23 protein-coding genes are annotated in these 26,977 nt (G+C 58.9%); 10 read left to right on the forward strand and 13 right to left on the reverse strand.

Going from position 1 to position 26,977, the window contains the following annotated elements; translation table 11 throughout:
* Nucleotides 1-4: 4 nt before the first annotated feature.
* From GQF00_RS09620 to pilG, 7 genes are read right to left on the reverse strand one after another with little or no spacing between them, the layout of a single operon-like run.
* Nucleotides 5-1,030: a chemotaxis protein CheB gene (locus GQF00_RS09620; RefSeq protein ID WP_161318931.1), complete on the reverse strand. Its 1,026-nt coding sequence runs from the start codon at nucleotides 1,028-1,030 to the stop codon at nucleotides 5-7.
* On the reverse strand, nucleotides 1,027-8,103 hold the full coding sequence (locus GQF00_RS09625) for an Hpt domain-containing protein (RefSeq protein ID WP_161318932.1): 7,077 nt from the start codon (nucleotides 8,101-8,103) through the stop codon (nucleotides 1,027-1,029). The genes GQF00_RS09620 and GQF00_RS09625 overlap by 4 nt, the downstream gene beginning before the upstream one ends.
* Before the next feature lie 50 nt (nucleotides 8,104-8,153).
* The gene (locus GQF00_RS09630) at nucleotides 8,154-9,032 is read right to left on the reverse strand and encodes a protein-glutamate O-methyltransferase CheR (RefSeq protein ID WP_161318933.1); all 879 of its coding nucleotides are present in this window, start codon (nucleotides 9,030-9,032) and stop codon (nucleotides 8,154-8,156) included.
* A gap of 31 nt (nucleotides 9,033-9,063) precedes the next feature.
* Complete coding sequence (locus GQF00_RS09635) at nucleotides 9,064-11,094, reverse strand: methyl-accepting chemotaxis protein (protein WP_161318934.1); 2,031 nt, start codon at nucleotides 11,092-11,094, stop codon at nucleotides 9,064-9,066.
* A gap of 60 nt (nucleotides 11,095-11,154) precedes the next feature.
* Entirely contained in the window at nucleotides 11,155-11,703 is a 549-nt protein-coding gene (locus tag GQF00_RS09640; protein WP_161318935.1) for a chemotaxis protein CheW, read from the reverse strand.
* 17 nt (nucleotides 11,704-11,720) lie between these two features.
* A complete protein-coding gene (gene pilH, locus GQF00_RS09645) occupies nucleotides 11,721-12,089 on the reverse strand; it encodes a twitching motility response regulator PilH (RefSeq protein WP_161318936.1) in 369 nt (122 codons plus the stop codon).
* Between the two features lie 32 nt (nucleotides 12,090-12,121).
* Nucleotides 12,122-12,505, reverse strand: a complete 384-nt coding sequence (pilG, locus tag GQF00_RS09650) for a twitching motility response regulator PilG (protein ID WP_161318937.1) — start codon at nucleotides 12,503-12,505, stop codon at nucleotides 12,122-12,124.
* Nucleotides 12,506-12,759: 254 nt separating this feature from the next.
* Between pilG and gshB the strand changes: the two genes are divergently transcribed.
* The 5 genes from gshB to GQF00_RS09675 all read left to right on the forward strand — a co-directional run bounded on the left by gshB (nucleotide 12,760) and on the right by GQF00_RS09675 (nucleotide 17,586).
* A complete protein-coding gene (gshB, locus tag GQF00_RS09655; RefSeq protein WP_161318938.1) occupies nucleotides 12,760-13,713 on the forward strand; it encodes a glutathione synthase in 954 nt (317 codons plus the stop codon).
* 212 nt (nucleotides 13,714-13,925) lie between these two features.
* On the forward strand, nucleotides 13,926-14,801 hold the full coding sequence (locus GQF00_RS09660; RefSeq protein WP_161318939.1) for an energy transducer TonB: 876 nt from the start codon (nucleotides 13,926-13,928) through the stop codon (nucleotides 14,799-14,801).
* Nucleotides 14,802-15,104: 303 nt separating this feature from the next.
* Entirely contained in the window at nucleotides 15,105-15,665 is a 561-nt protein-coding gene (locus GQF00_RS09665; RefSeq protein WP_161318940.1) for a YqgE/AlgH family protein, read from the forward strand.
* A gap of 143 nt (nucleotides 15,666-15,808) precedes the next feature.
* Nucleotides 15,809-16,210: a Holliday junction resolvase RuvX gene (gene ruvX, locus GQF00_RS09670; protein WP_161318941.1), complete on the forward strand. Its 402-nt coding sequence runs from the start codon at nucleotides 15,809-15,811 to the stop codon at nucleotides 16,208-16,210.
* A 32-nt stretch (nucleotides 16,211-16,242) separates the two neighbouring features.
* Nucleotides 16,243-17,586, forward strand: coding sequence for a hypothetical protein (locus GQF00_RS09675; RefSeq protein WP_161318942.1), 1,344 nt, complete (start codon nucleotides 16,243-16,245; stop codon nucleotides 17,584-17,586).
* Nucleotides 17,587-17,654: 68 nt separating this feature from the next.
* On the opposite strand, the gene GQF00_RS09680 is transcribed toward GQF00_RS09675, so the two are convergent.
* Together GQF00_RS09680 and GQF00_RS09685 are read right to left on the reverse strand one after the other, a co-directional pair.
* Entirely contained in the window at nucleotides 17,655-18,230 is a 576-nt protein-coding gene (locus tag GQF00_RS09680) for a YceI family protein (protein WP_161319220.1), read from the reverse strand.
* Between the two features lie 11 nt (nucleotides 18,231-18,241).
* Nucleotides 18,242-18,838 carry a cytochrome b gene (locus GQF00_RS09685; protein ID WP_161318943.1) on the reverse strand — a complete coding sequence of 199 codons (597 nt, stop codon included), beginning with the start codon at nucleotides 18,836-18,838 and terminating at the stop codon, nucleotides 18,242-18,244.
* 335 nt (nucleotides 18,839-19,173) lie between these two features.
* Between GQF00_RS09685 and pyrR the strand changes: the two genes are divergently transcribed.
* The 3 genes from pyrR to GQF00_RS09700 are packed head-to-tail and all read left to right on the forward strand — an operon-like array spanning nucleotide 19,174 to nucleotide 22,017.
* Nucleotides 19,174-19,746 (forward strand): bifunctional pyr operon transcriptional regulator/uracil phosphoribosyltransferase PyrR, encoded by a 573-nt coding sequence (gene pyrR / locus GQF00_RS09690; RefSeq protein WP_161318944.1) that lies wholly within the window; start codon nucleotides 19,174-19,176, stop codon nucleotides 19,744-19,746.
* The gene (locus tag GQF00_RS09695; RefSeq protein WP_161318945.1) at nucleotides 19,743-20,747 is read left to right on the forward strand and encodes an aspartate carbamoyltransferase catalytic subunit; all 1,005 of its coding nucleotides are present in this window, start codon (nucleotides 19,743-19,745) and stop codon (nucleotides 20,745-20,747) included. The genes pyrR and GQF00_RS09695 overlap by 4 nt, the downstream gene beginning before the upstream one ends.
* Nucleotides 20,737-22,017, forward strand: coding sequence for a dihydroorotase (locus GQF00_RS09700; protein WP_161318946.1), 1,281 nt, complete (start codon nucleotides 20,737-20,739; stop codon nucleotides 22,015-22,017). The genes GQF00_RS09695 and GQF00_RS09700 overlap by 11 nt, the downstream gene beginning before the upstream one ends.
* A gap of 158 nt (nucleotides 22,018-22,175) precedes the next feature.
* Here the strand turns inward: GQF00_RS09700 and dsbG are convergent, their stop codons facing one another.
* The 4 genes from dsbG to GQF00_RS09720 are packed head-to-tail and all read right to left on the reverse strand — an operon-like array spanning nucleotide 22,176 to nucleotide 25,038.
* Complete coding sequence (gene dsbG / locus GQF00_RS09705) at nucleotides 22,176-22,733, reverse strand: thiol:disulfide interchange protein DsbG (RefSeq protein WP_161318947.1); 558 nt, start codon at nucleotides 22,731-22,733, stop codon at nucleotides 22,176-22,178.
* Nucleotides 22,730-23,548 (reverse strand): TlpA disulfide reductase family protein, encoded by an 819-nt coding sequence (locus GQF00_RS09710; RefSeq protein WP_237440452.1) that lies wholly within the window; start codon nucleotides 23,546-23,548, stop codon nucleotides 22,730-22,732. The genes dsbG and GQF00_RS09710 overlap by 4 nt, the downstream gene beginning before the upstream one ends.
* 29 nt (nucleotides 23,549-23,577) lie before the next feature.
* Nucleotides 23,578-24,090, reverse strand: coding sequence for a DUF4136 domain-containing protein (locus GQF00_RS09715; protein ID WP_237440453.1), 513 nt, complete (start codon nucleotides 24,088-24,090; stop codon nucleotides 23,578-23,580).
* A 45-nt stretch (nucleotides 24,091-24,135) separates the two neighbouring features.
* The gene (locus GQF00_RS09720) at nucleotides 24,136-25,038 is read right to left on the reverse strand and encodes a LysR family transcriptional regulator (protein WP_161318949.1); all 903 of its coding nucleotides are present in this window, start codon (nucleotides 25,036-25,038) and stop codon (nucleotides 24,136-24,138) included.
* Between the two features lie 128 nt (nucleotides 25,039-25,166).
* Between GQF00_RS09720 and GQF00_RS09725 the strand changes: the two genes are divergently transcribed.
* Entirely contained in the window at nucleotides 25,167-25,760 is a 594-nt protein-coding gene (locus tag GQF00_RS09725; RefSeq protein WP_161318950.1) for an FMN-dependent NADH-azoreductase, read from the forward strand.
* Between the two features lie 174 nt (nucleotides 25,761-25,934).
* On the forward strand, nucleotides 25,935-26,936 hold the full coding sequence (locus GQF00_RS09730) for a glutathione S-transferase family protein (RefSeq protein WP_161318951.1): 1,002 nt from the start codon (nucleotides 25,935-25,937) through the stop codon (nucleotides 26,934-26,936).
* Nucleotides 26,937-26,977: the final 41 nt, after the last annotated feature.

A 26,977-nucleotide genomic window follows, 5' to 3' on the forward strand; every position in this document is an offset into this window, starting at 1 on the left:
CGCATCAGGCGGTCGGGCTTTCGGCGTTCTTTAATTCTCTTCTTACCTGTTCCACCAGTTGCTGTGCAAGTTGTTCCGGGGAACCGCTAAAACTGACGCAGCCGGTTTCGCGGACCGAATCCGGCTGGCTGCTGCAGGCGCAGGTCTCGCTACTCTGCGCCCACACTGGCCGCCCGGTGGCGGCCAGTTTGGGGGCCGCAATGGCGCCGTCATTGCCCATGCCGGAAAACAGGATAGCGCCGCCAGCCTGCTGCCCAAAGTCTTCACTGACATGCTGGATGACCTGGTCAATGGAAGGCGCATAGGGGCCTTCCCAGGGTTGGCCGGTGGACTGGATGCGCCCGTCATGACGAAAGCTGATGGCATATTCCACCGGCGCAATCGCGAGTTCTCCGTGATGCAGGGTTTCGCCGTCCACGGCAACCTTGCAGGTGATGTGGTTATCGCGGCTGAGCACCCCGCACAGGGGCTCCAGAAAACTGCCATCAATATGCTGGGCGAGGACGAAGGCCACTGGCAACTTGGCAGGCAGGCAGTCGAGAAATTCCTTCACCGCCGCCGGGCCACCCAGACTGGCACCCAACACCCATACCCGTTGCGGTCGTTTGGCCGGGGGAATAGCCTGAAACTCCCGCGGCTCGGGAATGCGCGTCTTGGCTACCCGTTCGGGGATCACATCCAGCCGTTCCTGGATTTGCGGTTTGCCGATGAAATCCACCAGCTTGGTCACCAGGCGTCGTTCCCAGCGGGGATACTGGGCATCGGTGCGGGACGGAGCCTGACCATCGCAAAACAGAATCGGGGCGCTGGCTTCTTCCAGCAGGGTGTCGAGAAAATCCTGCCAACGATCTTCACTGGACAGATCCACCACCCATAGATCGAGAGCGTCTGCATCAAACCAGCGTGCTTCCAGATTGTCGGGTTCGGTGTTCACCACCACTTGATAACCCTGGCCCTTGACCGCGCTGGAGAGCAGGTGCCCCTGCAATGTGCTGTCGGCAATTACCCCGACGCGGGCCGCGTTGGTCATCCCTCAGTGGTTTCCTGCAGCTCGCCCAGCAGTTCGCGGATGGTGGACAACAGTTCGTTCTCCTGGAAGGGCTTGCCCATGTAGCAGTTCACGCCAATGTCGAAGGCGCGGTCGCGGTGCTTCTCGCCGGTACGGGAGGTGATCATGATGATCGGCACATCCTTCAGTCGGCTGTCATGACGCACGTGGGTGGCCACTTCAAAGCCATCCATGCGAGGCATTTCGATATCCAGCAGCATTACATCGGGACGGAAATCTTCCAGCTTGGCGATGGCATCCATGCCGTCCTTGGCGGTGACCACTTCGTAGCCGTTCCGTTCCAGCAGACGCGTGGTGACCTTGCGCACGGTCACCGAGTCATCGGTGACCATCACCACCGGCGTATCACGCTTGCTGCTTTCTTCCTCAATGGCCTCAGGTCTTACAGGCGCTTCGTCTGCTGCCAGTGGCAGGGTCGGAATCTGTACGTGAGCGGCACGGATCAGGGAGTGGATATCGAGAATAATCACCACCGAGCCGTCACCGAGGATGGTGGCGCCACTGATACCGGCCACACTGGCCAGCTGTGGGCCAACAGATTTCACTACCACTTCGCGGGAGCCCACCAGATCGTCCACCACAATGGCCACGGTATGCTCGGTGCTGCGGATCAGCAGTACTGGCATGGGGGTGCTCTGGTGTTCCAGATTCGGGGCGCGGGTACCGTGGACAAAGTTGCCCAGGTATTGCAGTTCGTAGTCCTGCCCCACATAGGTGTAGACCGGCTCGTCTTCCTGGAAATAGTGCTGCAGTTCGAAGGGGCTGATTCGCACGATACCTTCGATCTGGTTCAGCGGGATGGCATAGCTGTCTTCGCCAGCCTTCACCATCAAGGCGCGGTTCATGGCCAGGGTGAACGGCAGGCGGATAATAAAGCGGGTGCCCTGCCCTTTATGGGAATCGATGGTGACCGAGCCACCCATCTGCTTGATCTCGCTGGCGACCACATCCATGCCCACACCGCGACCGGAAATCTGCGTGACGGCGGCGGCGGTAGAGAAGCCGGCGTGGAAGATGAACTGCTGGATTTCCTGCTCGGAGAGCTGGGCATCCTCGGCAATCAGGCCGCGCTCGATGGCTTTTTTGCGTACCGCGTCAGTGTCGATGCCCTTGCCGTCATCGGACAGGACGATGACCACTTCACCGCCTTCCCGACCCAGTTCAAGATTGATGCGCCCGGTGCTGTCCTTGCCAGCGGACTGGCGGCCTTCGCGGGTTTCGATACCGTGATCCACGGCGTTACGCAGCATATGCTCCAGCGGCGCGACCACGCGCTCCATCAGGGAGCGGTCCAGTTCGCCTTCCGGGTTGAGCACATCGAAATCGACCCGCTTGCCCACTTCGCCGGAGATCTGCCGGACGATACGGCGCAGGCGTGGCACCAGGCGGCTGAAGGGCACCATGCGCGTGCGCATGAGCTTTTCCTGCAGCTCGGTGTTGATGCGCGACTGCTGCAGCAGCAGGGTCTCGGTGTCCTTGGTGCGGTCCAGCAGGGTGTTCTTCAAATCCAGCAAGTCAGAGGCGGATTCCGACAGCTGCTTGGTGATCTGGTGCAGCTCGGAGTACTGATCCATTTCCAGCGGATCGAAGTCCTCGTCGAATTCACCGCGGTCCACGCCCTGCTGGTAGTTGGACATGATCTGCGCTTCGGTTTCAGAATCCAGGCGGCGCAGCTGTTCGTAGAGACGCTGAATGGTGTTGCCCATTTCCTCTACGTTGAAGGTGAATTCCGTCAGTCCCTGTTCAACCCGGCCACGGTTGATGGATGTCTCCCCGGCCAGGTTAACCAGCGCTTCCAGCACGTCTGCACCTACCCGCACCATTTCCTGGGGCTGGGCCTGATTCTGGCGCTGACGGCGGTCATCTTTCTTCGGTTGCTGGGTTTCGGGCTGGCTGGCAGCAGGCATCAGCTCGCCGCTGACCGCTTCGGATTCGGCAGCCGGTGCCGGCTGCGTGTTCCGGTTGGCCCGGGCACCGCGGGCCACGGTTTCCATGCCCTTGGTGATCTGGTCATGCCAGTCGAGCATGGGCTGAAAATCTTCCTGGCTGGGGGCGCCGGTGCGCTTGTCCAGATCCAGCAGGTAGGTCTCAAAATCGTGGCTGATGTCGCCCAACTGTTTCAGGCCCGCCAGACGTGCACCGCCCTTGAGGGTGTGCAGGGCGCGCTTGATATCGTCGACGAAATCCCGGCTTTCCGGATTGTCTTTCCATGAGCTCAGGTTGCCGTCGATGATTTCCGACAGTTCTTCGGATTCTTCCAGGAAGATTTCCAGAATCTCGGGATCCGTATCCGGCTGCCAGTTTTCGTCGGCCGGATCGCTGGTGCCTGCTGGTGCCTTCTGGACAGGGGCTTCCACTTCAGGGGTAGGCGCGGGGGCCTCGACCGGCGCGGCGGCAGCCATGGCGGGCAGGGTAAAGCCGGCTGGGTCTGCCACGTAACCATGGATGCACTCGATCAGCTGCTCGCCACCGGGCAGTGGGCGTCCGGCACGCAGGGCATCAACCATTTCGGCGAGGCGATCATGGCAGCGGTGCAGCAGGTCGAACAGGCTCGGCTCCACGGCCAGTTGACTCTGGGCCAGGCCTTCGTAAAGGGTTTCCAGTTCATGGCCCAGATCACCCAGTTCGGGGACCTCGGCCATGCGTGCACCACCCTTGAGAGTGTGCAGATCACGCTGCAGGGACTGCAGTTCAATCAGGTTATCCTGCTGGCCAATCCACAGCTCCAGACTGTTGCCGGCGGACTCGAGAATCTCATCGGCCTCTTCCAGAAAAATCTCGACCAGCTCAGGGTCTCGCTCCGGTTGAGGGGGAGCCTCGGCAGCGGGCGCGTCCTCAACCGCAACGGGCTCGGGGGCCGGTTCCTGGACTGATGGCGTCACCGCGGCGGCAGCCACCGGTTCGCCCTTGAGGTAAGCCTGGATAGCGCTGACCAGTTCCGGAGCCGCTTGCGGTGAACGATCCGCGCGCAGCGCGTCGATCATGTCCGCCAGGCTGTCGTGACAGCGGTGCAGCAGGCCGAACAGGTCGCTATTGGCGTCCAGCTGCCCGGCGTTGTAACCCTCGTAAAGGTTTTCCAGCTCGTGGGCCAGGTCACCGACCGGGGCCACACCGGCCATGCGCGCGCCGCCTTTCAGGGTGTGCAGGTCCCGCTGCAGGCTGTCCACGTTACTGTGATCACCCTGTTCCCACTGGTCCAAAGCGTTGCTGGCGGTTTCCAGAATTTCTTCCGCTTCTTCCAGAAACAGGGAGACCAGTTCCGGATCGAGATGCGCCTGGTAATCGCCGTTGTCAGTGGCGTCGGGTTGCTCGCCGGTGCTGTCGGATCCCGTTTCGGCATCTTCCTGGGGTAGCGGAATGCCGCCGTCGGGGCCGTCATTGTCCGGACCGTTTTCGGTCAATTCGCGCAGGGAATCCACCAGCCCGATCTCGGGACGTACAGTCTGGCCAGCGGCGAGACAGTCCATCATGTTCATGAGCGCGTCCTGGCCCTCGCTGACCAGCGCGAACAGCACATCGCTGTAGGCCAGATGACGACTTTCCACAGCGCTGTAGGTGTTCGCCAGGGCGTCTGCCAGCTGATGAATCTCGCTGAGACCGGCGGTGGCGGCACTGTTGCCGAGCAGCTGCAGTTCGTCACGCAGGCTGACCAGTTCTTCGGTCTGCTGCGGGTGCTGAGCCCACTGAGCCAGCAGCTGTTCTGCGTCCACAATCAGGTCCATGCCTTCAGACAGGAACACAGACAGGATGTGCGGATCGGTGTTGGGGGCCGTGGTGTCACTGTCGCTGAGCGCATCACGCTGTTGTTGCAGCGCCAGCACCAGTGGCTCGGCGCCGGGCAGGTGAGCCTGGTCCAGGCTGCCCAGATTGTCGTCAATCAACTGGCAGGCCTGACGCACCAGGTCGGCCTGTTCAGTGGTGGCGCGACGGTTGTTGCTGATCAGATCTCGGATCAGTTTTTCCGCTGGCTCAGCCACTTCTGCCACGGCTTCGATTTCGGCCATGCGCGCGCTGCCTTTGAGCGTATGCAGGGCGCGATGTACTTCGTCATCCACATCGTGTTCGGACAGGTCGCTGTCGAGGCTTTCCAGCCAGGTGCTCACCAGGCTCAGATTGCGGCGGGCTTCGCTGGCAAAGATCTCGCGCAGCACCGGGTCAGGGCTGTCGCCGTTATCCGCTTCGCTGGACAGGTCAGGAATATCAGCAAGATCGTCTTCGCCATCAAATTCCACCACATCCATGGCGGCTTCAGCGGCAGCATCATCGATGCCGTCCGCAGCCAGGGCGGTAATCTCGAGGGTGTCGTCCTCACCGTTGTCTTCGCCGGTCTGGCTGTCTTCCGGTAATTCGTAGCTGATCTCGTCGTGCTGTTGGAAGCTTTCGCTGTCTAGGGCTTCCAGGGTGATTTCGTCTTCGGCGTCGTCCCTGTTCGCAGCGGCAGTGCTGCCTGTTTCGCCATTTTCCGGGAGGTCATCCAGAATCAGGGTGTCGTCGCTCTCAATACTTTCAACGCCCGCATCATTCTGGTCATCATTTTCTTCGCTGACGGGTTGAAGCTCAGCGGAGAATTCGATGTTCTCGATCTGGCCCGGATTCTCGCTGTCGCCGCCGGGCTCAGCATTCGCATCGACGGGATCAGCGGCTTGGCCGGTCACACTGGGGATTGCATCAATCTGGCCGCCGGCGGCAAGGGTGTCGGCGGCATCGGCCAGTGGCTGCGGATCAAACGGATCCGGCTGGCGGGTGCAGAAGGCATCCACAAGCGGCTGGATGTGATTACGGACGGTCTGTACCAGTTCAATCAGAATCGCGGTGGGGGTGATGGTCTTGTCGATCACCCGGTTCATCATGTTTTCCACCGACCAGGCCAGCTCGCCCACGGTGGTAGCACCGACCATGCGTCCGGAGCCTTTCAGGGTGTGGAAGGCGCGGCGGAATTCCACCAGGGATTCCTCATCGCTGGTATTGGCGGCCCAGCGGGGGAAATACTCATCCAGGGCGTCCAGCACTTCGCCGGCTTCTTCCTGAAAGATGTCGATGATCTCGTCGTCGATCAGATCATCATCGTCGTCTTCGGCGGAAGCCGTTTCGACTACCGGCTCTGCCGGGGTCGAATCGGTGATGTCTTCAGCGGTACTGTCTTTGTTGGCGGGCAGTTCGATGGCCGTAATGTCGATGTCATCGGTTTCTGCCTGGTCGGGGGTGATCTCCTCAGGACGATATTGCGGCTCAAGGCCCGCTGCAGAGGCGTCGTCCGAGCCTGAGGCGGACTTGCTGTCATGGCTGGCCACGTCGGCATCCAGCTCGATGCGCTCGACCGCAACACCGCTGTCAAAATCGCTTTCCTGATCCAGTGGGTAACCAAGGGCTTCTACGCTGGAGCGGGCCAGCTGGAGGATGTCATCGCTGGTTTCCGGATCATCGCTAAGACGTTCCAGATAGTATTCCACCGAGGTGATGGCGTCGGCGAGGGTGTCCATGCTGCGCCAGTCCGGCTTGGGACGATTGGCTTCCAGCAACTGCTCTTCAATGTAGCGTACGCATTGGCGCAGGATCACGGCAGGACGGTTGAGCTGGATGACTTCCAGGCCGCCGCGCACGGCATTGAGACGCTCTGGCACCGGCATCAGATGCTCGGTGCTCCATTGCGAGGCAATGAATTCGACGATCCCGTCCTTGGCTTCTTCCAGGCCGGCACGGCATTCGCGCAGTACCGCATCCATGGCCTGGCCCACGTGGCCAGGCATGGAAGATGGTTCGTTATTTGCGCCGCCGCCATGGCGTTCGTTGCCTGTGAGCCCTGCCAGGGTGGCTTCCACGTAGAGCAGGGCGCCGGCGATATCCATCAGCACATCACGGTCAGCGGGACGTTTGCCGCCAACAATGTCTTCCATCACGCCAAGTTGTTCTTCCACCAGTTTGCGTGGCTGGCCGAGGCCAAGCACAGCGACGGTGTCTGCCACCTGTTTCAGAGTGACAGTCTGCGCTTGCAACTGTTTGGCATCGTTTTCGCCATTGTGTACGAAGCTTTCCAGGGCATCCTTGACGGTGGTGATCTCTTCGGAAAGAGCCAGCACGACGGAGTTCATGGCTTCGGCATCGGGCCCGGTCATGCGTGCCCGTTCGGCGGTGACCAGATCATCGGATGGCAGCGCGTCTTCCAGTCGGAAACGGGCTTTCACATCCCTGATGCGCGGGCTTTCCACTTCCGCCTTGGCCACATAGTAGAGCAGGTTCTTGAGCAGATCGGTGGGGGCCGGCTCATTGAGGCTGGCGGCGCCGCTGGTAGTCAGTTCACGCAGGGCGCGATCGACCTGCCCAAGCATCATCTTCACCGAGGTGCCGAGGACGATGGCGTCTTCGGCAAGGCCTTCCACCAGTGCGTTACTGATGTTCCATAACGGTGCCCGTGGGGCATCGCCAGTGACCTGTTCCAGTTTGGTGAACACCTTGGCCATATAGCCCAGGTTCTCACCCATGCGGTCGTTGCGCAGCACGCCCAGCAGGGCGATCTGGAACATCTGGCGAATTTTCTTCGCCAGCCCGGCAAAACGCGGGTCATTCAGCAAGGCTGCAGGAATCTGGCCGGGGCCGGTGGCGTCGGTGAGATCCGGTTTGAACAGGGACGTTTCGGAAAGCAGGGATTCGCCGCGGGCGGCGCGCAGGTCATTGAGCAGCGGCAGCAGCACAACCGGCAGGTCGCGACGGTTGCTGGCCACCCGGTCAAGATATGGCGGCAGCTGAAGCAGCGCCCGCATCAGGGTTTCCTGACCGTCACTCACATTGCCAACACGCCCTTCCAGCAGGGCCTGGGCCAGCTTTTCCATTTCTTCGGCGAGCAGGGCTGCGCCGTAGAATTCGACCATCTGCAAGGTGCCGTACACCTGGTGCAGGTGTGCCTGGCAAAAACGCATGCGGGTGGCGTCGTCCGGGTTTTCCACGAACGCTTCCAGTGCCTGCTGCGCCTGGTTCAGGGTTTCCTGGATTTCCCCGCGAACCCAGTCCAGAGCCAGATAGTCGTGACGGTCACTCATGACGTCTCCTGTCATACATAAACCTGCCTTCTTTACAGGCAGATTTCTTGTTATCTACAGCGGCGGAAAGCCAGTGTGTCGGCAAAGTGCACCCGTTCCAGATCAGGGTGTTGCCAGTCAGTCACTTCACCGGGGCCCAGTACCAGTAGTCCCCCGGGAGCCAAACGTTCCGCCAGCCGGTTAACAATCTGGCGTTTTCGCCAGCGGCGGAAGTAAATCAACATGTTCTGGCAAAAGATCAGATCCATGTTGTTCATGGGCGCATTGCCCAGATCGAGCACGTTAAGGCGGGCAAAACAGATGTGCTGCTTGAGCTCTGGCGCGATTACAACGGTCTGGCCACTGTCTCCCGGCTTGAAGTACTTTTCCCGCAACAGCGGGTCCACCTGGAGAGCGCGTCGGGCCGCGTATTCACCTTTGCGAGCCTTGGCCAGAGTGGGCAGGCTGATGTCGGTGGCAGTAATGCCATAGAACATCTTGCGTGCGTTATCACCCAGTTGCTCGTTGATCAGCATGGCGAGGGAATAGGCCTCCTCGCCGGTGGAGCACCCCACGCTCCACACATCCAGATTGGCGCCATCGGGCTGTTCTGCCACGAAGCGCTGTACGTACTCTTCCACCAGAGCATAGGAGCCCTGATGGCGGAAAAAACTGGTTTCCTGAACGGTAAGACGGTCCACCAGGATGGACCATTCCATGGCACGGGATTCGGTTGTGCCTGCCATCAGGTGTTCGTAATAGGCTTCGTAATCCACAAAGCCCAGCTCGCGCATGCGAATGCTCAAGCTGGTTTCGAGAAAGCTCTTGCGCGCATCAGACAGGGTCATGCCGGTACGATCTTCCAGCAGCGCCTGCCATAGCTGGAACTGCTCTCCATCCATGGCGGGCGTGCTTCTGATTGACCATCGGTCTGTCACGGCAGCACCCATATCCCTGTATCCCGGGCCGGCTCAGGCCGGATCAGGAATGCTCCGGCAAGCGGAAGCCGGCTACGGAGTTACGCATTTCCTGAGCCATCTCGGCAAGGTTACCAATAGACCGCGCGGTGGCGGTGGTACCGGCGGAAGTCTGAGAGGTAATTTCCTGGATCACGTTCATGGTGTTGGAGATGTGACCCGCGGAGGCCGCCTGCTGGCGCGCCGCGTTGGAAATGTTCTGGATCAGGTCCGCCAGCGTTTTGGATACGTTCTCAATTTCTTCCAGTGCCACACCAGCATCCTGCGCCAGGCGGGCCCCTTTCACTACCTCAGCGGTGGTCGCCTCCATGGAGATTACCGCTTCGTTGGTATCGGTCTGAATTGTCTTAACCAGGGTTTCAATCTGCTTGGTTGCCGCCGCAGAACGTTCCGCAAGGCGCTGTACTTCATCCGCAACCACCGCGAAGCCGCGGCCCGCTTCACCGGCCATGGACGCCTGAATCGCGGCGTTCAAGGCGAGGATGTTGGTCTGGTCGGCAATGTCGTTAATCAGGGATACGATGTCACCAATCTCCTGGGAGGATTCACCCAGACGCTTGATCCGTTTGGAGGTTTCCTGAATCTGCTCGCGGATGGTGTCCATGCCGTGAATGGTGGCCTGTACCACTTCGGCGCCCTTGTTGGCGATGGCTACCGCCCGTTCCGCTACCGCTGCCGATTCGGAAGCGTTGGCGGATACCTGGTCAATGGAGACCGCCATTTCGTTCACCGCGGCAGAGGCGCCGGCAATTTCCTGGGCCTGGTGCTCGGAAGCCTCGGCCAGATGCATGGCCGTGGACTGGGTTTCCTGGGCAGCTGATGCCACCTGTACCGCCGAGTTGTTGATGGTCTGTACCAGGCTGCGCAGCTGGTCAATGGAGTAGTTGATGGAGTCAGCGATGGCACCGGTGAAGTCCTCGGTTACCGTCGCCTGTACGGTCAGGTCACCGTCAGCCAGATCGCCCAGTTCGTCGAGCAGACGCAGAATCGCGGCCTGGTTACGCTGGTTCTCGCTCTCCAGTTCATCCTTTTTCTTCGCCGCCTGACGGTTACGCTGGGCCATGATCAGGAAGAACAGCAAAATGGCGATGGCGCCGCAGACCGCCCCCAGCCATACCGACGGAAACAGGCTGGTGGTGGTGCCTTCAAACTGGTTGTTCAGGTTGGTGGATTCCTGCAGCAGATCCTGAGAGCGGCGGAAGATGGTGTCGGCCGCGTTCCGTACCTGGAACAGTTCCGGTGCAGTCTCGAGGATCTCATCCACGGACTGGTTAACGAATTCGTCAAACAGGTCGGCAATCTCGGCCAGGTAGTCCAGGGCATCCGGGTCGTTCACCTGGTCAATGCCCATGGCGCTGTCGCCTTCGATCATGCCGTTCATGACGCGGCCAAACTGACTGGCGTCACGCCCGAAGGAGTCCGCCGCGATCACCGCGCCGTCGCCCCCTTCCAGTACCTTGGAGATGGATCGCACAATACGCTCGGCCAGCCAGGATTGGCGCTGCGCAAAGGCGATCTGTTCCGGGTCGGCCCCGGTCATTACCAGAATTTCCACAACGCCTTCGTACTCGGCCTGAAGGGCAGGAATGGTCTGGGCCAGGGTGTCTGCCACTTCGTGCAGATCCAGAACCGTATCTTCCCCTTTCAGAATGGTCCCGGTGTTCTGGTCCACCTCTTTCCAGAGGGTTTCCAGACGCTGGATTACCTGAGGGTCAGAGACATTCTCATCTTTCACCTCATCCCAGGCTGCCTGGAAGCTCTTGCGGGATTTGTCCAGCAGCTCGAAGGCGTCGGCGTTACCGGCCGCCGCTTCCAGGGAGTTCTTGGCAATCTGCTGGGACACAACGCGCATCTCGGAGGCAAAGGTAATGTTTTCCTGGGCCTTGTTCGCGTTGGTTGCAGAGAGGAGGAAGTTGACCAGTGCCAGTACGATAAAGATGGCAAGGCCGAAATACAGTGCAAGGTTCAGCGAATTGCCACCGCTGCCTGCACCCCCCCGCAGTTTTTCAAAAAATGCTCCCGGATTGAACTTCATAGTCTGGCTCCTGGCCTGGCGTTCACTCTTCTTATGTACCCCAAAGTACGCGCAATGCGGTTAGCCGGTACGGGCTACCTGCATGAAACGCGGGTCCTCTGCCAGCCGGGACAGGCTGAACACGGACCAGTACTCCCCGTCGCGCCGATAGGCCCCGCGCACATAACCTGTGACACTGGGATCACTGACCGGCAGTGATTCGACAAATTCATCAATGGGGAAATGCTGCATCCCCAATACCTCATCCACGGTCATGCCGGTGTAGAGGTCGTCCTGATCCAGGACCAGCAGCCGCCGGCGCTTTTCCTGAATCGGTGAACTTTTTTCCAGAAAGCCGCTGAGATCCATGACGGTCATCAGGCGGCCACGTACGTTGGCAATCCCCTTCATCCAGCTTTGAGCGCCTGGAATGCGGGTATAGGACGGCACGGTAAGGATTTCGGAAACCTCATCCAGCGGTGCCACGTATTTCTTGCCATCGAGCACAAAGCCCACGCCACTCCAGTAGCTGACCGCATCCTGCTGCATGGGCAGGTCTTTGGCCTGTTCCCGGCAGCGCTGGTTGTATTCAGCGAGTTTGATGTAGGCGGCGGAGGCGCTAGCACTCATTCATGGCTCCTTGCAGCTCAGCTGTCGGCCAGCATGCGGTCGACGGTTTGCAGGAGCAGATCTTCATCCACCGGTTTGGTCAGGTAATCCCTGGCGCCCTGGCGTTTGCCCCAGACACGGTCGGTTTCCTGATCCTTGGTGGTGACGATCACGATGGGAATATGGGCGGTATCGGCGCCCTTGGTCAGCTGGCGGGTGGCCTGGAAGCCGTTCAGACCCGGCATCACCACATCCATCAGCACCAGTTCCGGCAATTCGGAGCGGGCCATGGCCACGCCATCGGCGCCGTTGGCGGCCTCGAGTACCTCGTGGCCGTGCTTTTCCAGAATCTCCCGCAACTTGTAGGTTTCGGTGGGAGAATCATCAACAATAAGAATTCGAGCCATTTTTTCCTCTATCCGGTCAGCAGTTGTGCTGCCTAACCTGCCATGTGCTCGCGAATTGCGCCCAGCAGCTCGTCCTTGGAGAACGGCTTGGTCAGGTATTCATCAGAACCCACGATACGGCCCTTGGCCTTGTCGAACAGGCCATCCTTGGAGGACAACATGATCACAGGGGTGGACTTGAAGGCGCTGTTGTTCTTGATGAGTGCACAGGTCTGATACCCATCCAGGCGCGGCATCATGATGTCCACGAAGATGATATTGGGCTTGGTATCGGCGATTTTGGCCAAGGCGTCGAAGCCATCGGTGGCGGTGATCACTTCACAACCTGCTTTTTTCAACAAGGTTTCCGCGGTCCGACGAATCGTCTTGGAGTCGTCGATAACCATCACCTTGAGGTCTTGGAAATTGTCAGTCATGGAAACTGCCTTTAACCGTGAACCGTAATTGGCCACAACTTGTTGTAATTTTTGGCCTTTCTAATAATGCGACGGGCGGGGCCTGTGGCGGTGTCAGCCCAAGGAAAGTTTTTAACACAGATTCTACAATCAATCTATAAGGCCCTATGAAACTTGGGAAAACTCCCTCGCCTCAGACAGCGTCATGCCGCATGGCGATCCCCTTCTGGCACTGCTAATATTGCCCGGCCTGCCCCCGAGTCTGTGGAGACCCCATGAGCCTGAAAATCGGCGTGGTGATGGATCCCATCGCCAAGATCAAACCCTGGAAAGACAGTACTTTTGCCATGATGCTGGAAGCCCAGCGGCGAGGCTGGTCTCTCTACTACATGGAGCCTGGCGATCTCTACGTGCGCGATGGTCGCAGCTTTGCGGCCACCCGGGCAGTCACTGTGACCGACAATAACGACGATTGGTACCGTCTGGCCGATACGGTGAACCAAGATCTGGCAGATTTTGACATTATCCTGATGCGCCAGGATCCGCCTTTCAACACCGAGTACATCTATGCCACCTATCTGCTGGAGAAGGCAGAACGTGAAGGTGTGCTGGTGGTGAACCGGCCCGGCAGTGTCCGTGACAGCAATGAGAAGCTGTTCGCCACGGATTTTCCGCAATGCTGTGCGCCGACCCTGGTATCCAGCCAGTCTGGCCTGCTGCGCGATTTTGTACGGGAATTCGATGACACTGTCATGAAGCCCCTGGATGGCATGGGTGGCAGCAACATTTTCCGGGTGCGCAAGGACAGCCCCAATATCTCGGTGGTGATCGAAGTACTGACCCAGCACGGCAAGACGCCGATCATGGCCCAGCGCTTCGTGCCGGAGATCAAGGACGGCGACAAGCGCATCCTGATGATCAATGGCGAGCCGGTGCCCTATGCGTTGGCGCGGATCCCCAAAGAAGGGGAGCTGCGCGGTAACCTGGCCGCCGGTGGCACGGGTCAGGGCCGAGAACTGACTGATCGCGATCGCTGGATCTGCGAACAGGTTGGTCCCACCCTGAAGCGCAAGGGGCTATATTTCGTGGGGCTGGACGTGATCGGTGACTATCTCACCGAGATCAACGTGACCAGCCCCACCTGCATCCGTGAGCTGGATGCGATTTTTGACATCAATATTGCAGGCCAGCTGTTTGATGCCCTGCTGGCGATTCGGGACGAGCCCTGACCGCCTTACCGTAGGAGCCTGCCTGCAGGCGAAAGGCGTTGGGAAGCGAGTAACCAGTTTCGAGTAGCGAAAACCTTCAGGCCTTGCCGTATCGGGGGTTGGCCTTTCGAAACTCGCTTCTTGTTACTCGGTACTTTCTTTTCGCTTGCAGGCAACCTGGTAAGAGCCCAAAGAGCTCAAAACACAAAAAGCAGTAACCAAAAGAAGAATTCATGGCAGCCAATTCCACCGTCAGCGCCTCCGACCGCCTCACCTTCACCGTGTTTCTGGCGTTGGCCTTCCACGGCATCCTCATCTTCGGGGTCAATTTCGCCCCCGAAAAGCAGCGCGCGGCGCCCCACACCCTGGAAGTGACCCTGTCCCAGTTCCGCAGCGACGACGCGCCGGAAGAAGCGGATTTCATCGCCCAGAGCAACCAGCAGGGCTCCGGGGATCTGGCGGAAAAGCAGGAACTGACTACCACCGAGCAGGCGGATTTTGCCGACAGCAAACTGGAGAATGTCCAGCTCAAGGAAAAAACCACTCGCCAGCCGCGTGACCAGCAGTCACAGCTGCTGGTGATCACCACGGCTCGCGAGAGCGAGCAAAAGGTGCAGGCGGAACAAAAGGAAAAGGCCGAGCAGAAGCCGCTAAAAGTTGCTGAGCAGGAAAACCTGCTGGACATGAGCCAGCAGATCGCCAGCCTGCAGGCACGTCTGGCCGAGCAGAAGCAGGCCTATGCCAAGCGCCCGCGAATCCGCCGGCTTACTTCGGTATCGGCCAAGGCCCACTACGAAGCCCAGTATATCGACAGCTTCCGCCGTGAAGTGGAAGCCATGGGCACCCGCAACTTCCCCGCCCAGGCCCTGAACAGCAACACCTTCGGTGCAGTACGCTTGATGGTGGCAATCCAGAAGGATGGCAGCCTCAAGGAAGTCCGTGTTCTACAGAGCTCTGGTCACAAGTTCCTCGACCAGGCCGCCATCCAGAGCGTCCGCCTCGCCGCCCCCTTCGATACCTTCAGTGCTGAAATGCGCCAGAACATGGATGTCCTGGAAATCATCCGCACCTGGAAGTTCGACAGTAGCCGCAAGGTGTCGTCGAAATAACGCGGCAAGCTTCACGTAACACGCACACGCCAGATCGAAGTCGCTGTAGGAGTTCCCTTCCAGGGGACGAATTCGAGCCTTGGCGAGAAAATGGCGTAATGACAGCCGCAAGCTTCAAGCTGCAACGCGGGGTGAGGCTCGGCGCTGACTGAGCGCTGGGTGTTCCGCGCTGATCTGTTGAGGAAAACCACAAGAGATTACGGCGCGGCTCATACGCCAGAAGAGTGGCTACGGATTGCTCCTCGCGTTGCAGCTTGTAGCTTGAAGCTTGCAGCTCTCCCCCCGGCGCCGGATACTGTCCCAATGGACAACACAAGCCTCAAACACCAGTTGCTGGTGGCCATGCCACAGATGGCCGATCCCAACTTCGAACATTCCGTCACCTATATCGTTGAGCACAGCAGCGAGGGTGCCATGGGGCTGACGCTCAATCGCCCGGTGCAGATCAGTCTGGGCGATATTCTGGAAGACATGGATATCGAAATTGAAGTGCCGCCTTCCGAGCGCCACCGGGTGGTGGCTGGGGGACCGGTTCAGCAGGAAGCGGGCTTTATCCTTCATGCGGCGTCCACCCACTGGGAATCCAGCGTGCTGCTCAGCGATGGCCTGATGCTAACTACCAGCCGCGACATTCTTGAGGCCATCGCCATCGGCGAAGGTCCGGAGCAGTCGTTGATTTGTCTCGGCTACGCTGGCTGGGAAGCCGGTCAGCTGGAACAGGAGCTGGTAGACAACGCCTGGCTCAGCACTCCCGCTAGCCGCGAACTGGTCCTCGACACCCCCTTCGAACATGCCTGGCACGATGCCGCTGCGTGCATCGGCGTGGACATGAGTCTGATTGCCACACAGGCGGGGCACAGCTGAAAGGCAATTAATAATGAATAGTTAATAATTAATAACGGGCTCGGTGCTGGCTTCTTGGTTAGCGCGGCCACTAGCCATTCTGAGTGCTCTCCCGTCAGGTCGCGCAACTATTAACTATTCATTATTAACTATTAATTTCTCCTATGATTTTGGCCTTCGATTACGGAACACAAAAAATTGGTGTCGCCAGCGGTAACGAACTGCTGGGCACCGCTTCCCCCCTGAAAGCCCTGCCTTGCAAAAACACCCAGCCTAATTGGGATGATATCGCTGCGCTTTTGAAAGAATGGGAGCCGGAAGCATTGGTGGTAGGTTTGCCGCTGAATATGGATGGCAGCGAAAGTGAGTCCACGACGCGGGCAAAGAAATTTGCCAATCGTCTGAAAGGACGTTTTGGCATGAAAGTCTGGCTGGTGGATGAACGCTTGAGTACCCGTGAAGCGCGCGAGCGAACCGGTATCCAGAAGGCAGACTCGAGAGTGGATTCCATGGCGGCGGTGATTATTGCCGAAGGGTTCTTAAGTGAGGGGGGGGAAGCGGTTTGAGAGGGAAAATGTTCGCAATAAGGTTTTTTTTCGTGGCTGTTGTTTCCTGCCTGATCGTTGCCTGTGGCGGTGGAGGCGGAAGTGATAATGGCGTTTTAAGCGGGTCTTACAAACCGGTTCCGGATTCAGTGATGTATCTAGAGGACGGAATGATTATAGGAATGCAGGTTTTTGATTACAGTGACAATGATGTGGTCAGATCCCGATTTGTGACTGGCCCTGGTAGTGATGGACAGTGGAACACGGCAGATGATGTGCGCAAAGGTGGATTGATCTGCAAGTACCAACAATCCAGGAACCCTCTGCCACCAGCACTTCTTTCCGTAGTACAGAACATGGACACCAATGGAAACGGCAGCTTCGCGCTCCAGCAGTTGAAGCTGGAAAGTGATGGTCGGATTTCCATATGCCCGGCGGTGGCAGGCAAGCAGTTGGTGAAAGAAGAAGTGCTCTGTAAAAATGATTTTTGCCCGGCGAGATATCAATTCGGCTACAAGATAACGGTCAAGCATGAGTCTCAGGAAAATGGTGGCTGGAAGCAGACTCAAAATGTGGTCTTTTATGGTGAAAATGACCAGATTGCAACAGCGCCTCCTTTCCCTTCCCATATTCAGACTACAAGTTTTTCTGGTGATGCAGAAACTGGCTTTGATTTTCTGGTTACGGTAGAGCCCTCTCCGGAATACTCCGATAACGTTAGCCTGGTTCAGGCTTTTCTTTATGCGGGCAACGGCTACCAGAAAAAAATTGTGCAGTGGCTGCCTGGCGTGCTTGAGAGTCGAGTGGTGATGGATCGATATGGTGAAAATGAAAGCTATGTGGATACTCGGTACCGCACCATGACTTGGCTTCCTGAAAAAGGAGAGCTTCAGGATAGTCAGGCCAGCCAGAATCCGCCACCGCTATACCCGCTTATGCGGATTTATGAGTTTGATGAGGATGGAAGGCCTGCTGGTCAAGTGGATCTAATGAAGGGTGAGGATAATGCCTGGTTTACTGTTGATGATGTTGTCTATGGTTTTCCGGATTTTATTTATGATGAAAGCGGCTTGCTTCAGGAGATGAAAACACTTGAGGGAAATATCGCAAGATCGTTTTTTTATGAGGATAACGGAAAGGTCAAAGGTATCAACGTCTTCGGAGAAAATCGAAGAGACTATCAGTATCAAAATGGAAAGATGAGCAGCCTGAATTTGATTTCGTATGATTCAGGAAAAGGAAAAATTGAGCAAAGGATTCGCTTTCGAGATGATGTTCAGGGCGTGGTGACGTTCATTCCGGACCAGCGCTTTCCGAGGGGTGAAGAAGGAAGGTTTCTGGATCCGCTGATCCCTAAAAGCAAAGACGAGATAATGCTTCTGGGGCGTCCTTTCTGATTTCTCAATCCCGGACAGCGGGAATTGGTGTTTGCCAATTCCCGCGACACTGCAGGATGCAGGTTCCGTTACTTCTTGATCCCTTCCACCGAAATAATAATCTCAACGGTTTCAGAGGCCGGGCCGAGATCCTTTGTGATGCCAAAGTCTGCCAGTTTCAGGCTGGTGCTGGCTTCCAGGCCCATGCGGTAGCCGCCCCATGGGTCATCGCCGTAACCGATCATTTTGGCATCCAGAGTCACAGGCTTGGTCACACCGTGCAGGGTGAAGTCGCCGGTGATTTTGGCGGTGTCGTCGCCAGTCTGTTCGATGCTGGTGCTCTTGAAGGTGGCGGTGGGGTATTTGTCCACGTCCAGGAAATCATCGCTGCGCAGGTGCTTGTCGCGCTCGGCATGGTTTGAATCCACGCTGGCGGTCTGGATGGTGGCTTCCACGGTGCTGTTTTCCGGGTTATCGGCGTCGACGGTGAAGCTGCCGTTGAAATCATTGAAGCGGCCGTACAGCCAGCTGTAACCCAGATGGGAAATCTTGAACATGACAAACTGGTGGGCGCCCTTCTTGTCGAACTGGTAGGTGCCGGCAGGTTCGGCAAAGGCCATGCTGCTGATCAGAAGTGCGGCGGCGGCCAGGCCGGTTTTTTTCATCAGGCTTACCATCATTGTGAAGCTCCATTGGATGATGTGTTGGTGGGTGTAATGTGACGTGGCGAGAGACCGAGCATGCGGCGCAGGGTGTCGTCACGGTCGAGAAAGTGATGTTTGAGGGCGGCCAGACCATGGAGGCTGGCCAGCACGATGATGCTCCAGACGGCGATCTCGTGGATGTCGCCAGCGATATCTTCCAGGCCGGATTGATGGCCGGTGATGGACGGCACGGAGAACCAGCCGAATACGGAAACCGAAGAGCCGTCAGCGCTACTGATCAGGTAGCCACTGGTCATGGCCACAAACAGCAGGGCATAAAGTGCCCAGTGTGCAAGATGAGCGAGTACCACTTCCCAGCGTTCATGGGTGGGCAAGGCGGGGGGCGGGGGTGAGAGCCAGCGCCACAGTAGCCGGCCGGTCATGGCCATGAACAGCAGAATGCCGATGCTGCGGTGGATATCCGGCCCCTTGCGGTACCAGGGGTCGTAGTAGCCCAGGTCCACCATCCACAGGCCCAGGGCAAACAGGCCGATGACGGCGGCCGCCACCAGCCAGTGCAGACTGATGCTGATCCATCCATAGCGTTGACGGTCGTTGCGCAGTGGCATCCCTGCTCCTTTGTTCATCATCCCACACGGGTTTGGAGTGGCTGGTGGCGAACAAGTTTCATCAATGTACAAAACTTACCGTGATGACGCTTATGACTCCCATCCCAAAAAACTGAAGGGATTGATCGGATTGTTGGTGGGGAGGGCACTGGGGCTGCTGTGGGAGCGTGCCTGCACGCGATGGGAGGACACAAAAGCGAGTTTCCAGTGACGAAAACCCGGCGTGAGGGGTTGCCGGGTTTTGCCTTTCACAACCCGCTTCTTGTTACTCGCTCCTGATCAGGCTTTATTCTTTGCACAACAGACGCCATGCTTGGGTCTTTCGCCATGCAGGCATGGCGCCAACAGTCAGTATTGATTTTCTGGAGAGCCCCTTGAGCTGGGACGAACAACAACTGCAGACCCGCCTGGACGCCATGGCTGCTGCCGTGGCAGAGCGTTTTGCCGGGCAGAACCCGTTGCTGGTGGGCATTGAATCCGGCGGCGCCTGGGTTGCCGAGGCCCTGAATGCCAGGCTGGACACACCGCTGCCACTGGGCACGCTGAACCCGGCATTCTATCGGGATGACTTCGACACCCGTGGACTAAAGGCCACCGTAACCCCGTCGAACCTGCCTTTTGAGATCGACGGTCAGCATATCGTGCTGGTGGATGATGTGCTGATGACCGGCCGGACTATCCGTGCGGCCATGAACGAGTTGTTCGATTTCGGACGTCCCGCGTCGATCAGCCTGGTGGTGCTTTTCGATATAGGTCATCGGGAATTGCCAATCCGTGCCGATATTTGTGGCGAAACTTTGGCATTGCCCCCCCATCAGCGGGTAGAATTACGCGGGCCCTCACCGCTAATCGCGGAGATCCGCGAACTGGTCAGTGAGGACAACAGAGAGACAAGGTCCCAAGAATGACGCCGACGCTTGCGCCATCCTCCCGCGTACAACTTACCGAAGACGGTAAGCTTCGCCATTTCCTCACCACTGAGCATCTTCCCCGTTCCCTGCTGGTAGACATACTCGATACCGCCGCCAGTTTTGTGGATGTGGGTGGCCGGTCGATCAAGAAAGTGCCGCTGCTGCGCGGCAAGACGGTGGTGAACCTGTTCTTCGAATCCAGCACTCGCACCCGCAGTACCTTCGAGCTGGCCGCCCAGCGCCTCAGTGCGGATGTACTGAATCTGGATATCGCCAAGTCGGCCACCAGCAAGGGCGAGACCCTGCTGGATACGCTGCGCAACCTGGAAGCCATGGCGGCGGACATGTTCGTGGTGCGTCACCAGGATTCCGGTGCGCCCTTCTTCATCGCCAATGAAGTGACGCCCAATGTGGCGGTGATCAACGCCGGTGACGGGCGCCATGCCCACCCCACCCAGGCCATGCTCGACATGTACACCATCCGCCACTACAAAGGCGGCTTCGAAGGCCTCAAGGTGGCCATCGTCGGTGACATCCTGCATTCGCGGGTGGCTCGTTCACAGGTCCATGCGCTCAACACCCTGGGTGCCGAGGAAGTGCGCCTGATTGCCCCGAAAACCCTGTTGCCGGTGGATGCCGAAGTCCTTGGCGCTACCGTCTTTACCGACATGGCCCACGGCCTCAAGGATGTGGATGTGGTGATCATGCTGCGCCTGCAGAAGGAGCGTATGGATTCCGCGTTACTGCCCAGCGAAGGCGAGTTCTTCCGCCTCTACGGTCTCAACAACGAGAAACTGCAATACGCCAAAGAGGACGCCATCGTGATGCACCCGGGCCCCATTAACCGCGGTGTGGAAATTGCCTCGGAAGTGGCCGATGGCCCCCGCTCGGTGATCCTCAATCAGGTCACCTTCGGCATCGCCGTCCGCATGGCGGTCATGTCCATGGCCATCAGTGGCCAGGACAGCAGTCAGGCGGGAGGTGCCCATGGCAGCTAAGGCCAACATCCTGATTCGCAAAGGCCGAGTCATTGACCCGGCCTCCGGCCGTGACGATGTGGCGGATCTGCTGATTGAAAATGGCAGACTGACCCGCATCGGCGCCAGCCTGGATGCCCCCGGCGCTGACATCATCGAAGCGGAAGGTCACTGGGTGCTGCCTGGTCTGGTGGATGCCTGTGTGCATCTGTCCCTGCCCGGTAGCGGTCGCACTGGCGATATCGCCAGCGAAACCCGTGCCGCTGCGGCGGGCGGGATTACCCATCTGGCCGCCCAGCCGGACTGTGGCCCGGTGGATTCCACGGCGGTGGTGCGGCTGATCCGCGAGCAGGCGGGTCAGGCGGGCTTTGCCCGTATCTTGCCTATCGCCGCCATGACCCAGGGGCTCAAGGGCGAACAGCTTGCCGAGATGGCCACCCTGGCGAAGGCCGGTTGTATCGCAGTGGGTAACGCCGGTGGCAAGGTGGCCGATGCGCTGGTGCTCAAGCGCTGCCTGGAGTACGCCGCTACCTTTGATCTGCCGGTCATGTTCCGGCCCCAGGATGCGGCCCTGAGTGCTGGCGGCTGTGCCCATGAAGGGCCGGTGGCCACGCGTCTCGGCCTGCCGGGTATCCCGGCGGTGGCGGAAAGTGTGGATCTGTCACGGGATCTGTTGCTGGTGGAAGCCACCGGGGTGCGCGCCCACTTCCAGCAAATCTCCACGCGCCAGTCCCTGCGTCTGCTGCGTGCCGCAAAACAGCGTGGCCTGCCGGTGACGGCGGACGTGAGTATCCAGCACCTGCTGCTGGACGAGTCCGCGTTGGAAGGTTTCAACAGTCACTGCCATGTGATTCCGCCGCTACGCAGAGCGGAAGACCGCGAGGCACTGCTGGAGGCGGTGTCCGACGGCACCATCGACGCTATCTGCTCCCAGCACACCCCCATCGGCTCCTCCAGCAAGGCGGCGCCCTTCCCCTCTACCAAACCGGGCATGGCCGGGGTGGACACCTTGCTGTCACTGGTGCTGGGGCTGGTGGAAGACGGCAAGCTGGCCCTGCCCCGTGCCCTGGATGCCATCACCGCCGCCCCGGCCCGTTGCCTGGGTATCCAGGCCGGGCAACTGGAAACCGGCCGCCCGGCCAGTCTCTGTGTGCTGGATGTTGATGCGGAAAAGGACTACGGGGAACACTGGCTGTCTGCCGGCAGCAATTCCCCCTGGCGCCACAGCGTGCTCAAGGGCAGCGTCAAGTTGACCGTGTGCCAGGGCAAGGTGAGTTGGCTGACGGATTAAGCAATGAATAATTAATAGTTAATAATGAATAACTCGCGGTAAGCGTTAGCGAGTCGTCAAACGCAAGAGGCCGCGCCCTTGTTATGGGCGCGGCCTCTTGCGTTTGAAAAACAGACAGGGCGCATTCGCGCCGTTATTCATTATTAACTATTAATTATTCATTGCAGTTGAAACACCGCCTCCCGCAAATCCTCGTCCCCCAACACCCCGGGTGCGACGCGCCATCGTCCCTCCGGGTCCTGGAAGACCAGGGTCGGGGTGGCGCCCAGGCCAAGGCCGATCATCAAGCCGGTGTTGTTGTGGATCTGGCTGCGTACCGCGGCGGGAACCGGTTCCAGTGGGGGGATGCCGCCCTGCTTGAACTGGCTTTCATGGCGGGCCAGGGCGACGGCGGGGTTGATGGCTGCCAGTACCGCGGCGCCCTGGGTGAAGCTGCGTTTGGGATGGATCAGGCCGACGATGATGTGGCGCACCTGCAGGGTGTTGGCCGGGTCATTCACCATGGGCTGCATGCTTTGCCACAGCGTGGCGCAGTAGGGGCAGGCCATGTCGGTAAACACATAGGCCACTCGCTCCGGCTGCTGCGGCCCCTCGGCGACCCAGTGACTGGCTTCGAGTTTGGCCAGCAGGCTGTCCATGGTGGCCTCGCTGGCCTGGGTTGCCAACGGCAGCAGCAGACCCAGCAACGGGGCAAGCAACAGGGGCACAATCTTCATGGGGAGGCTCCGGGCAAGTGTGGCTGAACAAAATGATGCAGGCTGGCGGCAGACAAGGGACCAAAGTGGCGTGCCAGTTCGTTGCCTGCTGCGTCCACTAGCAAGGTGAGCGGCAGGCCGCTGCTACCGGCATGCTCGCTGAGGCTGGTGTGTGGGTCCAGCAACAGAAAATCAAACTGCAGGGCCTGTTCGAGGAGATAGCGGCGCACCGACACGGATTGCTCGCCCTGGTTGGCGAGCACGATGCGCAGCTGCGGGTAATCGGTTTGGGCTGCCTGCAACACCGGCATTTCCCGGCGGCAGGGCGGACACCAACTGGCCCAGAGATTGATCAGCGTAAGCTGGCCGGCGCTGACCTGTTTCAGCGACACCGGCTCTCCCTGCAGGGTATACAGGGTGGTATCCGGTAGCGGTGTGACCGGATCACGCAGGGCCAGCAGTATCACCACTGTTGCTGCCGCGCTGGCAGCACCGGCGCCCAGCGCCACCAGCAATCCTGCCCGCTGTTGCGGGCTGCGCCATAGCAGCAGGGTCGCCACTGGCACCGCCAGGATGGCGCCGGGCCACCACCACCCGCCATCGCGGATATCCAGCATGGCCGCAAGGCCGGGATACTGCTCCTGATAGCGCCACAGAAAAGCCAGTCTGGCGCCGAGCAGGCCAGCCAGGACGATCAGCCACAGGGCTTTTTCATTCCCTGTCCGGTGACGCCGCTTTTGCCACCATTGAAAGCAGAATGCCGCGGTCAAGAAGGCGATCAAAATAACGAAGGCGGCAGCGGGCATGGCCAGGGGGCCGATGATTACGGCGTCCAAACGGTTTCCTTGTCAATGAGAGGGTGGGGTCAGTCAAACCGTTCGAACATCTCTTTCACGGCCTTGTCGATATGGGCCTGGCGCCGTTCACTGCTCATTTCATCGTGCAGCCGGTCGCGGCTGGTGGCCTGCCACACCACATTGTTGCTGGCCGGGTCCACAAGCTGCACCACCAACTTGTATTCCTCGGTCATCTCGCCCTCCACCGGTGTACTGGCGCCCAGGGCCACATTATTGAAGCCGTAGCCAAAGCCGAACTGCATCACGTCACCATCATAGCGCTGCTCGCGCTTGAAGAAGTGGCGAACCTGGATGTCGGCCTGGTCTGCAGGCACGGATTTGATCCCCTGACTGGCAAGGGCGGTTTCCAGTGCCTTGCGGGCGCGCTGATCATCCAGGGCGCGGGGAGTGTCTTCATCCTGTTCGATAAAGGCGTAGGTCTGGTACTGGCTCGGCGTGACATTGTCCTGGCGGTCGATTACCACCGGGCTGACGCAGGCGCTGAGGAGCAGAAGGGCAATGAACAGGGTCAGTGAACGCATGAATCTCTCCATTCAACGAGTCAGTCCAGTGTCAGGCACCTGTTGTCAGGAAACCGTGACGCCCGGACAGGGTTGGGCAACAGCCAGACGAATCTGTTCCCCAAGATAGCGCGCGGCCTGGCCGGCGTATTGTCCGTCGGCATAGATCAGGTGCAGGTCCACAAAGCGCTCGAACCCCTCGGCAAGGGGCAACACCTTGAGTTCACCGGTCTCCAGGCTGGTGCCGATGTCCGATTCCGGCATCCAGGCGAAGCCCAGACCGCGGCGGATGGCGGCATTGCGGGTGGAGGAGTGAGACACGGTCCAGCGCTGCTCGGCGCCCAGCCAGCCCGCATCGATGCGCCGGCTGCCGGAATCGCGAATCACAATCTGTCTGTGCTGGCGGAGATCCTCGTGGGTCAGGCTGTCTGCCTGGTTTAGCGGGTGATCGGCAGCGGCCACGGCCAGAAAGCGCACCCGCATCAAGGGTTCGCCAACGAAACCTGGGGGGATCCGCGCGTTGACGACCACATCGGCTTCCTTGCGCAGCAGCGCCTCATCGGTGCCGGAGAGCACCGTTTCGGTGTATTCGATCCGCGTCAGCGGGCTCTGTTGGGCAAAGGCATCCAGTGCGGTGAGCATACAGTGCTGCGGGAACAGCGCATCGGCGGTGACGCGCACCAGTGGCTCCCATCCCTGGCTCAGCTGGATGGCGGTGCTTTCGATGCGCTCAGCCTCTTCCACCAGGATCTTTGCCTGACGATAGAGCATTTGCCCGGTTTCCGTGAGTTTGGCCTTGCGGCCTTCCAGGGCAAAGGCGCGGATGCCCAGCTCGGTCTCGATTTTCTGTACCGCATAGCTGATGGCGGACTGGCTTTTCTCCAGTGCTTCTGCGGCATTGGCATAGCCGCCCTCGTCCACCACGGCGATCAACGCCTGCCACTGATCCAGCGAAATTTTGGCTGACATATCGAATTACCTGACCTAAACAAGCAAATTTACTCCGTTTTATATCGGTTAAACTGAAATCACAATAGCTCCATCAATTAAATACCACTGACCAAGGTGGTCGGTGAGCAAAAGATGGAGTGAGTGTGATGAATATTCTGGTGATCAAGAGCAGCGTTTTCAGCGATGGCGGTAACTCCTCTGCCCTGGTGAACGCAAAGGTCGAGGCACTCAAGGCCGCGCACCCTGAAGCACACATCGTGGAGCGGGATCTGGCCGCCAACCCCATTCCCCATCTGGACGGTGAGCGTGTCGGGGCCTTCTTTACGCCGTCGCAAGAGCGCACTGCGGAGCAGCAGCAGGTGGATGATTTCTCCATGGCGCTGATTGAAGAATTGAAGGCAGCGGATCAGGTGGTGGTGGGCCTGCCCATGTACAACTTTGGCATTCCCAGCCAGCTGAAAAGCTGGATTGACCACGTGGCTCGTGCCGGCATCACCTTCCGCTACACGGAAAATGGTCCCGAAGGCCTGCTGGCAGACAAGCCGGTCACAGTGCTCGCTGCCCGCGGAGGTTTGTACGCCGGCACCGACAACGACACGGTGACCCCGTACATCAAACTCTTCTTTGGCTTTGTCGGCATTACCAGTGTGGATTTCGTGTTCGCCGAGGGGCTGAACATGGGAGACGACACCAAGGCAAAAGCCTTGGATGAAGCGAAGGCGGCAATAGAAAACAGTTAAAAGTTGAAAGTTCAAAAGCGCGGGATAACCAAGCGTGATTTCTAAATCTTTGTGCCCGCGACGTTACCAGTAATCGCGGGCAGGGCCTTGCGGAAACGACAGCCTGGCCCGCGTTAAAACGTTCAACGTTCAACGCAACCTCGCTGAAGACCGGTACAAAGATCAGGAGACATCATGGGACTGTTGGTAGAAGGCAAATGGCAGGACAAGTGGTACGACACCAAGAGCACCGGTGGCCGCTTCAAGCGCTCTGAAAGCCAGTTTCGCAACTGGGTTACCACCGAGGGTGAGGCTGGTCCCAGTGGTGAAAGTGGCTTCGCGGCAGAAAGCGGCCGTTATCATCTGTATGTGTCCTATGCCTGCCCCTGGGCCCATCGCACCCTGATCGTACGAGCTCTGAAAGGGCTTGAGGATCATATTGGTGTGTCCGTGGTGCATCCGCACATGCTGGAAAAGGGTTGGGAATTGCGTGATGACTTTGACGGTGCCAGCGGTGATGCGCTGTATGGATTCAGCAAACTGTATGAGCTGTATCTGAAAGCGGATGGAAACTATACCGGCCGCGTCACGGTGCCGGTGTTGTGGGACACCAAACGCGAAACCATCGTCAGCAATGAGTCTGCCGAGATCATCCGGATGCTGAATACCAGCTTTGATCATCTTGGTGCCACCCCCGGGAACTTTTATCCGCAAGCGTTGCAGGCTGACATCGATGCCATCAACGAGCCCGTGTACCACGACGTTAACAACGGTGTGTACAAGAGCGGCTTTGCCACCAGTCAGGAGGCTTATGATGACGCGGTAACCACGCTGTTTGATCGACTGGATGAACTGGAAGCGCGGCTTGGCGAGCAACGCTATCTGGTCGGCAATACGTTGACGGAAGCGGATCTTCGCCTGTGGACCACCCTGGTGCGATTCGACCCGGTCTATGTCACTCACTTCAAGTGTGACCGCAACCGCATCAGCGATTATCCGAACCTTCAGGGGTTCCTGAAAGACATTTACCAACTGCCCGGTGTGGCAGACACCGTGAACATGGCGCACATCCGTCATCACTATTTCTGCAGTCACCCGACGGTGAATCCCCACGGGATTATTTCCACGGGTCCGCAGCTGGACTGGGATTCCCCTCATGGTCGTGAGCGGTTGGGGGAAAGAAAAATCAGCAGCTAGCGATGAGCTGCCAGCTGCGAGAAAAAGATTTTGATTTTAAC

Source organism: Alcanivorax sp. DP30, assembly GCF_009882945.1.
Classification (GTDB): Bacteria; Pseudomonadota; Gammaproteobacteria; order Pseudomonadales; family Alcanivoracaceae; genus Alcanivorax.